This window comes from Kamptonema sp. UHCC 0994 (genome assembly GCF_029167235.1).
Lineage (GTDB): Bacteria > Cyanobacteriota > Cyanobacteriia > Cyanobacteriales > Microcoleaceae > Kamptonema.
The window spans coordinates 21,478-34,363 of record NZ_JARFTR010000272.1 but is presented as its reverse complement, the minus strand read 5'-3'; the positions used below and the strand labels follow the sequence as shown (position 1 = coordinate 34,363).

General features: G+C 43.7%; 10 protein-coding genes. 3 read left to right on the top strand and 7 right to left on the bottom strand.

Going from position 1 to position 12,886, the window contains the following annotated elements; all coding sequences use genetic code 11:
- Positions 1-109 precede the first annotated feature (109 nt).
- Both PY364_RS24030 and PY364_RS24025 read left to right on the top strand, forming a co-directional pair.
- A complete protein-coding gene (locus PY364_RS24030; protein ID WP_275570228.1) occupies positions 110-871 on the top strand; it encodes an iron-containing redox enzyme family protein in 762 nt (253 codons plus the stop codon).
- A 145-nt stretch (positions 872-1,016) separates the two neighbouring features.
- Complete coding sequence (locus tag PY364_RS24025; protein WP_275570227.1) at positions 1,017-1,499, top strand: ester cyclase; 483 nt, start codon at positions 1,017-1,019, stop codon at positions 1,497-1,499.
- Between the two features lie 201 nt (positions 1,500-1,700).
- Here the strand turns inward: PY364_RS24025 and PY364_RS24020 are convergent, their stop codons facing one another.
- The 7 genes from PY364_RS24020 to PY364_RS23990 form a co-directional block, all read right to left on the bottom strand.
- Entirely contained in the window at positions 1,701-3,764 is a 2,064-nt protein-coding gene (locus tag PY364_RS24020) for a galactose oxidase early set domain-containing protein (protein WP_275570226.1), read from the bottom strand.
- Between the two features lie 91 nt (positions 3,765-3,855).
- Positions 3,856-4,419, bottom strand: coding sequence for a hypothetical protein (locus PY364_RS24015; RefSeq protein WP_275570225.1), 564 nt, complete (start codon positions 4,417-4,419; stop codon positions 3,856-3,858).
- A gap of 33 nt (positions 4,420-4,452) precedes the next feature.
- The gene (gene speB / locus PY364_RS24010) at positions 4,453-5,442 is read right to left on the bottom strand and encodes an agmatinase (protein WP_275570224.1); all 990 of its coding nucleotides are present in this window, start codon (positions 5,440-5,442) and stop codon (positions 4,453-4,455) included.
- Between the two features lie 61 nt (positions 5,443-5,503).
- Entirely contained in the window at positions 5,504-7,135 is a 1,632-nt protein-coding gene (locus PY364_RS24005; RefSeq protein ID WP_275570223.1) for a hypothetical protein, read from the bottom strand.
- A 271-nt stretch (positions 7,136-7,406) separates the two neighbouring features.
- Entirely contained in the window at positions 7,407-9,128 is a 1,722-nt protein-coding gene (locus tag PY364_RS24000) for a hypothetical protein (protein WP_275570222.1), read from the bottom strand.
- Positions 9,129-9,345: 217 nt separating this feature from the next.
- Positions 9,346-11,181, bottom strand: coding sequence for a hypothetical protein (locus tag PY364_RS23995; protein WP_275570221.1), 1,836 nt, complete (start codon positions 11,179-11,181; stop codon positions 9,346-9,348).
- Positions 11,182-11,306: 125 nt separating this feature from the next.
- Positions 11,307-12,407 carry an amidinotransferase gene (locus PY364_RS23990; protein WP_275570220.1) on the bottom strand — a complete coding sequence of 367 codons (1,101 nt, stop codon included), beginning with the start codon at positions 12,405-12,407 and terminating at the stop codon, positions 11,307-11,309.
- Between the two features lie 251 nt (positions 12,408-12,658).
- On the opposite strand from PY364_RS23990, the gene PY364_RS23985 reads away from it, so the two are divergent.
- The gene (locus PY364_RS23985) at positions 12,659-12,865 is read left to right on the top strand and encodes a glycogen debranching protein (protein WP_272033097.1); all 207 of its coding nucleotides are present in this window, start codon (positions 12,659-12,661) and stop codon (positions 12,863-12,865) included.
- Positions 12,866-12,886: the final 21 nt, after the last annotated feature.

Genomic DNA, 12,886 nt, shown 5'->3' with positions numbered 1-12,886 from the left:
ATTTTGCTTTGTGATTGCATCATTGTTTCTGATGTTTTGTATAAACATCAAAATCTGACAAAGATGGAAATACAGTTCAAAAATACCTAATCTACAAAGGAGATTACAAATGACAGCGATACAGGTTCAAAAGTTTGACGAAATCCAAGATCCGAGTGTTCGTCAACGCTTGGAAGTAAGCAACCAAGAAGTCAAAGAATATCTCAATGGGAAGATGGAGTATATTCTCAATCACCGAGCAGTACAACATCCTCTTCTCAACTACTACCGCAAGAACAAGTTTACCAAGGAGCAAGAAAAGAAGTTTTACCTAGAGTGCTGGTATTACTTCCAATACGAACCGTTCTACATCACATCCATTGCCAATAATACTCGCGATTATAACATTTTGCGGGAAGTGGTACTCAACGTATTTGATGAAGTTGGGGGTAAGATTACTCATGAAACGCTGTTTCGCGAGCAAATCAACGATCTTGGAATTAGCAATGAAGAAATTGACAATTACCAGTGCTTGCCGACAACTACAGCTATCAATGAAGGAGCAAAGAAGCTCTATGGCGAACCCCCGATTGAAAAAGCATTGGGAGCATTGTATGCTGATGAAACCATGTCCGCAGTATTGGCAAGTCAGCTTAATGATGGCTTACAAAACCAAGGCTATGACAAGAACGTTCGCAAGCATTGGTTAATGCACCTTAACGTAGAAATTGGACATAGCAACAATGCGTTTAATGCCATTGCACCCTACGTTACCCATCAAGAAGGAAGAGACTTATTTGATGCCGGCATCAATAAATACTTGGAACTGTTAGAAGCCTATTGGGGAGGAGTTGATTCAATTATCCGAGGAGAAGAAGCTGGTACGAACTAGACCTGAAAACTAGAATCCTCTAGTACAGGTCTACTAAAGCTTTTAACTTTGACGGTACAGTTAAGATAATTAACTTACCGTCAATCTTTTTAAAATTCCAACAGAGAGAAACTCTTGTCACCTTATTAGGAAAAGGAAAAATAAAATGCAAAAATCTGTTCAAATTGCAATTGTATTGGTATTGTTGTTTTCTTTTTCTCCAGCAGATGTCCAAGCAGATCAAATCACTGGTTTGAAAGATATAACTATTCAAGCAAATTCTCAAAACATTGCTCAAAATAATTTTGATGCTAAAAAATTTGCTGATGCCTATTTCAAAGTTTGGAACGATCGGGCTTTAGATCGAGTTGGTGATTATTACGCAGAAGATATCCACTATCGGGATCTTTCATTAGACGTATCTATGAAAGGTATCAAAGCACTCAAAGAGTTCATGCAGGAGCAATTTAAAGCTACACCCGATCTGAAATTTAAAGCTATAGATGTGGTGGTTCAAAGCCCAGAAAAACTTGCCATTCAGTGGTTGATGACTGGAACGGATAAAGGTGAGTCTTTTGAGATCGAAGGGGTTTCCGTAATGGAATTAAAGCAGGGTAAAGTCATCAAGAATACAGACTATTACAAGTAAATTCTGTAAGGACACAGCATTGCTGTGTCCTTACAGGTTCTATGAGCAAACAGCAAACGCCAAGATCATTAAGACATATATCCGTAACGCCGCCTTCTAGGCGGTATCCTAACCGCCCAGAGGGCGGCGTTACGTAAGTCATAACTGCCAAGAAGGTTGCTATCAATGGAAGCAAAATACATTCTGCCTTCTGCCTTCTTTCTACAGAGAAAGTTGCACCATCTTGGCATGAGAAGGTTTACCTAGATCGTTGACATAAAACATCATGTAGTAACCCGGAGGAGTCATGTGCTTGTCAGTGGGTGCAGTGAAGGAAGCAAAGGAAAATGATTTGCCATTAACCTCCCCGATCGTACTTTGTTTAAATTGTAGATCGACGAGGCGCTGCCCGAAGTTTAAACCATGAGTTACCGATCCCAACTTAATTAAAACCAACGATGCCTTTTCTGTTGGATTGCTCACCGCGATCTTTTGTTGAGAACCATAGGTTATTTTTTCTATGGCTTTAGTAATCTCTGGACGCGGGCCATCTATGAACAGATAGGGTGGGTTAAATATTTCCGGTTGCCAAGTTTCAGCGGAAAAGAAATTTTGTCCTTTTTCAGCTAAATCAGCAGTGCCAGCCTTGATATCAAGACGAACTTGCCTAATTGCATCTACAGGCGGGTTAATAGCACCATTTCGGTTATCCCAAGCTGCATAACCACCCTGTCCGCCCATCACCAAAACTCGCGCATCGGGCAAGAGAATGGCATTGTTATGATAGAGTCTGGGTTCCGTACCTGGATTCATCCACTCAGTTCGATAGCCTTGATCTGCCTTTCGATCTGGTGTCATCAAAATAGGATGATAAACAGGCATATAGAATACATAATTACCTCCACCAACAACCAAAACTTGTTTAGTAGGAAGAATCACCGCGTTATGAGTGGTACGACGATCGTGGGGGCTAGATCCTAGAAAATTCTCTTTCAGTTTCCACTCACCTTGTACTTTCGATGGCGAACAATTTGGATCGCTGGATCGATCGCAAGTGGTGACGTGCCAACGTTCTAAATCAGCGGAAGTTCTCGCTCCTTCAACGGGTAAATCGGGGCCCAAATTGGGATTGTTCATCCCTTCCATTCCACCAATCAGCAAGATATCTCCATCGGGAGAATTGGGGTCAGGTAGGCTGGTAGTGTAATACTTTGACCATCCTTCTCTTTTTGGGCCTGGCTCAAACTTTACGGATAAACCATCCTTCGAGTCTGCGATCGATAAGAAGTAGGTATTATGAGTTTTGCGGTAGGGAAGTTCGCGCGTACCACCAGAGTCGCCTGTAATTAAAAATCGACCATCTTTTGTGGGGTAAGTATGGGGATAAAGGGCGATAAAATCAGATCTGCCATCTTCCTGAAGGGTTTTATAGGGACTGTTTGGTAGGTTCTTGAGGTCTATAGATTGCCAAGCATTTTTCGGTGGCTTTGTGGGGTCGAAAACTTCAAGTATAGTGGAAACTTTGAGGTTTTCTCCCCAGTCATTTCCAGGTAAAACACTATTAAAACCAACTCCAGAAAAAATAGCGATCTTTCCATTTGCTAAGGGCAGTAAACCAGGGTACCAATGACCGTCAGCCATCTCTCCCGCTAATTCCCACTTATTTTTTTTCCAGTCATAGCGATTGGTCTGTTTTGTTCCTAAAGGTGTGGGAGCGGGAAAGGGGAACCAAGAGCCACTTACTAACAGAACGTCTCCATTGGGTAAGTGGACGTTACCTCCACAAAAAGGGTCATTAATTTGCTCCTCATTGCTCCCTTTATATTTTACAGGTGTGGGGGGCGATTTGATTTTGGTAAAGGGGGTGGCATCATAATCGATGCGGTTAATAGGGTTTCCCCGATCGTCAAGGATGGGGTCGGGATCGGAGAGGCTGGGATCGAATAGGGCCGTATTATCCATCAACCAAGGTTTTCTTGCATCTTTACCTTTGATCCCTTCGCTAACCAGTGAAAGCCGAACAGAACCTCCATTGACAATCAACACTTTACCATTGGGTAATAGTGAGGCGTGAAGACCCTGCATTCTTTCGTTGATATTCTTTGGCATTGGGGGCGTGTACCACGCTCCCTTTTTTTCGGTCGATCCTTCGACAGCTCGCAGTGGGGGTTCGGGTAGATTGGCGGCGATCGCTCGCTCCCAACTGCTAAACATAACTGCGATCGCTAGCATAAAAGCGATCGAAACTCTGAGTATTTTGTGAATACTATTGTGTGGTATCATCATGCAAACAAAAAATGTAGGCAATTGCGAGTTCTCTAGACCTGCGGATTTTGAATTGAGTTGATGGTGCGAATCCCCATGTGTTAGGACTTGGTTAGCGTGTTGTCTGGAAAGATCCAGTTACTAACCAAGTACCTTTTATCGGAGCAGTTGGGTCTGGACTAAGTACGTTTGTTTCTGAAAAAGTTAAGATTCCTTTAGCATTACGGAATTTGCCTTCACCACCAGCGATCGTTATGGTGTAAGAACCACTACCCACAAGTTTTTCAAAATCATAGGTGGAAGTACCAGTTTCAGTTCCAAAAAGTTTGTCACTTCCTTCACCATAAAATGTTATCTTTCCAAAGGGAAAGCTTTCTCCTGTCAAACCAAAAGTTGCTGGGTCTGGCCCTACTTTAATCACATTAGTAGTTTTAGGCTTAAACAGGGCGTAGTTATGATTTTCAACTTTAGTTAGACCGTAGGGAGCATTGTTACTGTCACCTACATCACGTACCCGTAAAACGTCACCTGCGATCGGTTCACCCGTGCTTTCTACATTATATGTAGCTTCAAATGGATAAGAAGTAGTCCGCGCCATCACCCTTGTACTCCCTAGTAAAAAACCAAAAGCAAGTAATACAAAAATTGCGAAAGCCAGTATTCGGTTTAAACTCATGATTTTGTACCCTTGTGTAAATAAATTGCAATATTATAGAGAACTGGTATTAAAAGATTGCTCCACTACATATCCCATACCCTCATGGAGTAGCCTAGCAGCTAGAATTGCAGTTTGATCGTTCACATCGCGATCTGGATTTAACTCTACAACATCCATACCCACTAAATTCCAACTTGCTCGCTGGATTAGATTAAGTACCTGTCGTGAAGTTAATCCACCAGGAACCGGATGAGAAACCCCAGGAGCAAAAGCTGGATCGAAACCATCTAAATCGATAGTGAGATAGACTGGTGCGCCTGCTCTAAAGTGTGGTAAGGTTTCTAATTTTTCGGGTAGATCCCTTGCTGCTATCAAATGTAGGCGATCGCTAAATTTCTGGGCCTGCTGACTTTGAATTGAGTTCATAGTGCGAATCCCAATTTGGGTAATTGAGGCAATATGGCCAAACTCTAGTAAACGAGCTGCTACACAGGCATGAGAATAGGGGCTATCTTCTAACTCAGGATATAGATCGGGATGTGCATCAATTTGGACAATATGAATTGGCTGATTTAAGACATCCAACGCTTTCCCAATTGGAATAGTTACAGCATGATCTCCACCAGCAAAAAAAGGGATTTTTCCTGCCCGAAATAAAGACTGAGCACCTTCGTAATAGCTCTGTGCTGTTAAATCCCAAGAACTCTTTGGTAGCCAGTCTCCCAAATCGACAACAGCACCGGCTAAATCTATACCCGACTCAGTTGTACTGTTGTAACAATAGCCATCATAGGCGTAACGGATTCTTTCTGGCCCTTGAGCGCAGCCTTCACGGTAAGAGGATTGCTCGTCATCTGGCAAACCTACAAACACTAATTGACTGTCGATCGGACTTTCTGAAACAGTCGCGAAACAGCTAGCAAAAGGAATTACTGGTTTAGAAGTTGGCACAGATATAGCAGTCGCCAAGGCGATTAGGACGTTCTGAGTTCCACCAAACTCGCTGATTCTATTCCCTTTTTCCCATTCTTTCCTGAGCATCGTAGCCTAAGCGCCCCTAACCGCCTTGGCGGTTGCTATACCTCTAAATTATTGTATCATTTTACTTGGCAAGAGTTCCAGGAGGAACCACTTCTAACATTCCAAATCGTGCCGGCCCTGAAGAACCGTTGGAATTTTTAAGCAGGAGCGCTCGGTTTCCTAATGGCGCATTTGCAGCCGCAGAAATAGTCAGGCTAAATATTTGGGAATTTTCTTTTTCTTGAAACCCAGTCTTTTTCACCGTGACTCCCGACGATCCGACAAACTCAATTGTGGCATTGCGATCGCTATGAGCAGCCTTGAGAGCAACATTTTCAATTGTCATTCCTTGCTCGATTCTCATATTCAAATGAGAACGCCGAGCAACTTCGAGTAAATCGAATTCTCGCAAGACATCGGCATAAGGCAACGGATTTTTGGGGACTTCGGAACATACATAAGCACGAGGGGGACGTTCTTGTGGGATACCCTCACCGATTACCCCAACTAGAACAGTTTCGGCCATTTGAGCGCCGAACTCGATCGGGAATCCACTAATTGAGATGTCGCTCACCGTAAAGCCCTGTTGTGGTGGAACCTCGTAAACGGCATGAAGTATCCAATCATAAGTTTCTCCAGCTTGGCGCTTGCGTCCTCGAAGCACTTTCCAGTAGTCGGATGGTTTGGCATTCGGGGGCGCGTTGGGAGGGAGCTGATATATACGGAAATTGGGCTCTTGGATATAAATCCCTATAGGGTTTTTGAGAGTCACTCTCACGCCCGAACGCACTAAATCGTTGACGGTTGCGCTAATGAAGGGATCGCTAAAGCGGTTGGGAGTGCCATGCAGACCGCAGTTGACGAGTTGGCTGGGGTCAGTCATGGGATTTCCTTGTTCGTCTACTCGCAGCATCGTGGACTGTGCTCCTAAGAACATGGCACCGTACTGGGAGTTGAACTCGCCAATGAGATGAGCTAAACCACCGGTTGCCTTATTATTCCACTCATTGAGTTCGTTGTAGGCCGGTCGTCCGGTTTGGGGATCGATAATCGGTTTGCCGCTACCATCCCGCAGATACAAATCTTCTAGCTTGACTTGCTCGCTGATTAGTTGCTTGTAGAGGCGCAACACAACATTGGGCTCGACATCCCAGAGGGCATACCAGTATTCTCGGGTTTCACTTGAGAATGCGATTTTCGTAATTTTTCCCTCGGCATTGCGGGTGACGCTCCACTCGGCGTACTCATCCTGCCAACCGCGAGGGCCTTTTGGCTCGTAGTTAGGATCTGGCGTTCCCCGATCGCCATATTCCCAAAGCTGACGGCGACTTGCCTGGGGAAAGGCGAACCTAATACGGTTAGGATAGGCTGTCCAAGTGATGGGAACTGATGGCGCTCCCTTGGGAACGTTGGTTGTTAGGGGGTTGTAGTAATCAGTGAGGGCGGGTTGATTGGTGAAATCCCAAGGCTCGTTTTGCCGGATGCGTTCGGTCAAACGATTAACATCCTCATTCCAGCGCGATCGCAACATTTGTGCCTGTCGTTCTTCACCCGGTCGGAAATCATTCTGAAACCCAGGTGGATCGAAGATAAAGCTAGGCGCACTTTGAGCCAAAACTTTGCCTTTGCGGTAGAAGGGCAATTGATGCAGGCCCCAAGCGGTTAATGCGCCTCCTGTGGCTTGAAAGAAATGACGGCGCGAGAATTTCACCATTTTGCTACTCCATTCATACAAAATTAGTTAGAGCTTTGGGAAGACGAGATTAATGGGAGAAAGATAGCGATCGCGCGATCGGAAACTCCTCAGAAAGGCGATCGGTATCGGACAGTTCTTGTTTTCTGACTACTCATCTTCTTTGTGCTGCTCAAGAGAGTGCTTGCGAGTAAAAGCGCGATCGCTTTTACCGACAACTCCCAACAAGAAAGGAAAGATAGAATTTCTCTCACCTAAGAACGCAACTGTCCCGCCTTAGCAGTCGTTGGCGCTAATGGGCGGACGGACAGGAGGGTACTTTTGATAGGTCGGTTTCGGGGAACAGCAGTTTGGACTCATAAAACTCGCACAAAGCTGGAGTTGAGAGAAAGCGATCGCGTTGCTCGACGCTCCGGCGCATCAAGCGATCCAAGCGTTCGTTCGGTTCGAGATTGGCAACTGAATCCACATAGCCTTGCATTCGCTTTGCCGATAGCTGTTTCCATTGATCGTCGGGCAACTCCCAGGTATATAGGAACTGCTCTTCTGCCGAGCAAGTGTCAAAATTATTGGCATTGCAAGCTTTTGCCCCCGTCTCCTTAATCTTCGCCACAAAGTCTTTGGGGACGCTGCTGACTCCATTGACAAGCGTGCCTGTGGTCATCTTTTCGGCGTATTTCTGAAGACTGGCGCGTTTATCTGAAAACAACGGATTTTTGTAGTCCACCATCAATAGAGCGCCTACGAATTTGTCCGTCACAACTTTTGATTGCAGTAACAGTTGCGTCACGTAAACATCTTCAGCCGGCACCTGTGGCACGAAGTAGGCAAAATAGGTCGAACCTGGATACTCAAATGCCGTACCGCTAGTGTGGTAGAACCCTTTCGTTCCTACCAACTTGAAGTTATGTTTCTTGAGATACGCATCGTAGTCTTTCCGAGGCAAAGTCACCGATAGGGAGGAGTAATTTAGCCCCAAGGTTGTTTGGAATAGCGTATCCGACAGGAAAGTGTCTCTGGGGGGAACGCCAATAATATCCAGGTTTGTTGGACTTGTATCCTTTCCGTTACTCTGAACCTCGCTGGACTTAAAGTTGATGGTGGTAGTCGTAGTCAAGTGGCGCAACATATCACTGATATCGCTCAGATAAGTCGTGCCACCTTCCTTGCGGCTGCGCTCTTCCAGCCAATCTCTGTAGTAGTGTTGAACGCTACCTCTGACTAGCTCTTCAAGGATCTCGGCATTGCGTCTTGGTAAAAAGTAACTCTCGCTGGCGACTGCCTTTGGCACTAGCGCTGAGGAAATAATCACTCGCTGAGATTGCCAGTTATTCCAAGGAGTCTCTATCTCCCTCATCAGCGGTACGCCGTTATGGTGACAGCGAAAACAACTTTTTCCCATTGTTTGCGGTTTTCGTGCGAGAGAACTATTTCCCTTCCAAGCCCAAACCATCTGAGAATCATCACTAGCTCCTGCTTGATTTTGAAGGAAGTAGTAGTTGTATTTTTTGGTTCGGTCGTCAAAAGACATCACCTCTGTTAGGCTAATTTTAGAGACAGGAACCAGCTTGGACATCATAATTTTGCCCTCGTTTTCAGTTGGCCCCCAAGTTATGAGAGAGCGAAGACCGCGAGAATCATCTCTTGAAGCAAAGGTTGTCGGGATTTGCGCCCCTTCTCCGAGCAAGAAAATCGTCGGACTATAGCCCAAATTCTTCGCGATCGCCTCACTCATGGCATCGACAGATTCTGGAAAAATTCCCTTGCGTAGTAAAGCGGTTGCAAAAGAATCAGTGAGCTTCTCAATATCGGAGTTACTCATAGGCGTAGCGCAAGTATCTATCCCCTCAATGAACTGGTAAATTTTGCCTGGAACTACGGCCTGGCAGTTAGTTTCTTGCGGAGTGGCAGCTTTCATCGATGCGAACCAAGCCCCGCTTACGATCGCAAGTAAAGTGAGAACAGCTACAACACTTAGCTTCGCGATCCTTGCTCTTAAAAATTTTGCGAGCATATTTCTCCTCAATCGTGGTATCAGCCGGATTTTTTCTATAAATAACTGACAAGTTGAGCGTAGTGTAGATTGTGTAATTTGGTTCCCATTGTTAACATTTTTTAATGTAGAGGGCGGTAATGTAAAAAATGTAACAAAGCCAGGAGTTAGCAAAAACAATAGAACAAACACCAAATTATGTATAAATCTTAAAGTTAAGAATTTACGGATGTTAATGCTAAGGACGATCGGCGGTAGTCTGACAGGGAGAAAGTTGGGAGAAGTCGGTTTCTGGAATCAGGGACTTAAACTCAAATAATTTGCAAAAGGGTAGAGTCGAAGCAAAACGATCGCTTTGCTCAATACTCAGTCTCATCAGGCGATCTAACTGTTTATCTGGTTCTAGATTTGCAAATGAGTCTACATAAGCTTGCAGTCTTACTGACGTTAATTGCTGCCACTGGTTGTCAGGTAATTCCCAAGTATATAGAAATTGCTCCTCTGCCGAACAAGTATCAAAATTTTCAGCTTTGCAAGCTTTGGCTACAGCTTTAATCTTAGCTGCAAAGTTACCTGGAATGTTGCTAACTCCATTGACAATTTTAGCTTTAGGTATCTTCTGGGCATATTTCTGAAGACGCGCTCGTTTTTCGGAAAATAGTGGATTTTTATAGTCTACCATCAATATAGAGGCTACGAATTTATCTGTCAGAATCTGCGAGTTAAGTAATAGCCTTGTTATGTAAATATCTTCAGCAGAGATTTGGGGTACGAAGTAGGCGAAATAGGTAGATCCGGCATAGCGATATAGGGGAATATCTTCCCGTTTGGATGATTTTGTTCCTACCAGTGCGAAGTTTTTATCCTTAAGATAGGCATCGTAGTCTTCGCGAGAAAATGTCACCGAAAGGGATGAGTAATCCAAACCTAAAAAGGACTGAAAAATCGTATCTGACAAGAAAGTATCGGTGGGAGGAACGCCAGTAACATCAACTTCTGGAACTAGATTGGGAGTCTCCAAAGAAACATCGGAAACCCTTGTTTTGTTTGCAGAAAAATTTAGTTTTTCGAGATCGCGATGATTTTCGCCGGGACTTGTATTCTCTTTATCGCTTTGAACGTTAGAAGACTTTAAATTAATAGTGGTATTGACGGTTAAGTGCCTTAACATTCGATCGACATCGCTAATTTCAATCGTATCATTTTGTTTGCGAATGCGAGTTTCTAGCCAATGGCTGTAATAGTTTTGAAAGTTAGCTCTGATGACTGATTCAAAAATCTTTGCACCGCGTCGCTGCTGAAAGAAACTCTCATTAGCAACGGCAGTAGGGACTATGGTTGAGGCAATTGCGGCTCGATCTGAGTGCCAGTTATTCCAAGGGATTTCTAACTCTTTCATAATTGGCAAGCCGTTATGATGACAGTTAAAACAATTCTTTTTCATCGTTGGCGGTTGCGGCGCGAGAGTAGAATCTCCCGCCCAACTCCACGCTTGAGGAGAAGTGGGATCTTCTACCTGATGCCTAAGTGCATAAAAGTTATATTTATTGGCTTTTGTATCCCACGAAATGATATCATTAACGGAGGATTGGCTAGCAGGAGCAAGGGTTCCTAACATAATTTGGGCATCGTTTTCATCTACTCCCCAAGTTACCACATAGCGAAGAGATCGCGGTGCTTCTCTGGAAGCGGTGGTTAGGGGGATTTGAAAGCCTTCTCCGACTACGTAACTTGTTTGACTATATCCTAAATTGGAATCGGCGATCGCTTGACTGATAGCTTCTGCATTAGCGGGGAAAATTCCCTGACGCAGTAGGGCGATCGCAAAGGGATCGTTGAGTTGTTTCTGGATTTCGCGATCGCTCATGGGAGTTAGGCAACTGTCTAGGGTAGCGATGTAGCGGTATAATTTATCGGGAACAATGGGATTGCAATTTGGTGATATTGGTTGCTTGCTGGTAGCCTGAATCGATGCGAACCAATCTGCGCTAATAATCAGAATTAGAGTCAGAAAACCTGCTAAATATAGTCTTGTAGCGTTTAATTTTAGGGATTTTAAAGTTTTTCCAAGCATAGGTTTTATTCTATTGATTTTATGTCAAAATAGGCGTTTAAGGGCGGGTTGACCGGGATATTGAATTTCAAAACTACGATCTCGATCGACCCGCCCCGCTACTCTATGCCACTTTCTTCAACCAATTAAAAATAGGATTGAAGAGTTCCCTTTCTTCTCACATCTAACGTGGCACAATGAAAAGAACCACCAAAGGTATTAAAGTTGCGGAAATTGCAAGGAATTGGTGTAAATCCCCAATCTTTTAGCATTTTAATCATTGGCTCATCTTGCTTTTCAACAATTACTCTTTGCTCATCAATACTCAAAAGATTCATCCCCACTCCTTTGCTGCTCATATAGAGAGGATGATCGTCAGGAATCGAGAACTCAGGAGCTTTTCGGACATCCCAACTATTGAACATTTCAGGAAGTTTGTCAGCTTTTTCAGGATGTATTAAGAGTTTCCCTGGAGCCATAGGTACAAAGGTAGCATCAATGTGCATTGCTGATTGATCTTTGAACTTAAGTTCATGGATTCTGTACTCATCGCCCAGAATTCTCCGCATCCATTCTATGCCAAAACGATTGGTAACTTGACTTTGTTGGACAAAGATATCTCTACCACATCTGGCAAATTCAGCGGCATCAAATACTGGCTCAAACTCAGTAAGTAAAGAGTTGAATTCTTCATCTTTACCTGCTTCTTGATACTGATAGTTATATAATTCATCAGTGAGCTGTGGTTTAGGTGCTGGAATCCATTGAGCGCCCTGATGAAAATATTCTTTGATTAGGGAGCGATAGGCATTAATTTCAAAGAATCTAGACCGCCAAGGCATAGGTGCTTCGATTAGCTTATCCCCAACTACTATCATTACATCTCTGGGCATTGCTCCATAGAGACCACTTGGACTTTCCCAGTCTGGGGTAGAATAAGGGCGAGTATAATTGGCAGCATCGGGACGACGAACTTTTACTCCTTCTGATTCTAAAATGTGAGCGAGTTCTTCCAGCTCTTTTTCTCCGGCTTTTATTTGTTCGGGTGGGAATAGTTGACCGCCAAAAGTCCGAAATAAGTCCCAATAACGCTGTGGCATTGTTGCCTTGACTGTGATATGCCAAGGTGGTATGACAGCACCATCTAAGCGACCAACAATTACTTCTTCTAGGGTATCCCATTCGTTGAATGAGTTGACAACTGGTGTTGTTGTTTCTGTTAGTTGCGAACTGTGATTTTGCTCCATAGTTAGGTGTTAGAATAGCTATACATTATGAAAAGCACAATCAAACTCTACAATTAGTTAGGTGCTTTTGTCAAGATAATTCATGTATGATTACTTTATGAATGGGTCTAAGTATTATCTACTTTGGTTTCCAGTCGCTTTTGACCTAACTCAGCTATTCGTGGGGTTGTAGAAAAATGAATCAGCTACGCCTTTAAAATGTTGACAATATAATTTACTATATTGTTGAGTTCAACAAGAGGAAATTAATTATGACTATTTGGGTAAATGAGCAAATCGATCCGTCTGGTCTGCTTTATTCTTGTATTGCTTGCGTTGATGAGATTCAAGCAAAGGAGTGTCACGAGTCTTTTGAGAAGAATTTGACGGAGTTGCAAAAAACACAAGGTTGGACTGCTAGATTGCGAACTGTTAATTCTTGGGATGAAGTGCCAGTTAATTCTTTGAAATTGGATTGAATTCAAGGTAAATATAGCTGG

What these genes read in the sequence shown, in the direction of transcription:
- PY364_RS24020 (WP_275570226.1), bottom strand. Translation starts at nt 3,764, where the DNA reads ATGATGATACCACACAATAGTATTCACAAAATACTCAGAGTTTCGATC.
- PY364_RS23985 (WP_272033097.1), top strand. Translation starts at nt 12,659, where the DNA reads ATGACTATTTGGGTAAATGAGCAAATCGATCCGTCTGGTCTGCTTTAT.
- PY364_RS23990 (WP_275570220.1), bottom strand. Translation starts at nt 12,407, where the DNA reads ATGGAGCAAAATCACAGTTCGCAACTAACAGAAACAACAACACCAGTT.
- PY364_RS24025 (WP_275570227.1), top strand. Translation starts at nt 1,017, where the DNA reads ATGCAAAAATCTGTTCAAATTGCAATTGTATTGGTATTGTTGTTTTCT.
- speB (WP_275570224.1), bottom strand. Translation starts at nt 5,442, where the DNA reads ATGCTCAGGAAAGAATGGGAAAAAGGGAATAGAATCAGCGAGTTTGGT.
- PY364_RS23995 (WP_275570221.1), bottom strand. Translation starts at nt 11,181, where the DNA reads ATGCTTGGAAAAACTTTAAAATCCCTAAAATTAAACGCTACAAGACTA.
- PY364_RS24005 (WP_275570223.1), bottom strand. Translation starts at nt 7,135, where the DNA reads ATGGTGAAATTCTCGCGCCGTCATTTCTTTCAAGCCACAGGAGGCGCA.
- PY364_RS24030 (WP_275570228.1), top strand. Translation starts at nt 110, where the DNA reads ATGACAGCGATACAGGTTCAAAAGTTTGACGAAATCCAAGATCCGAGT.
- PY364_RS24000 (WP_275570222.1), bottom strand. Translation starts at nt 9,128, where the DNA reads ATGCTCGCAAAATTTTTAAGAGCAAGGATCGCGAAGCTAAGTGTTGTA.
- PY364_RS24015 (WP_275570225.1), bottom strand. Translation starts at nt 4,419, where the DNA reads ATGAGTTTAAACCGAATACTGGCTTTCGCAATTTTTGTATTACTTGCT.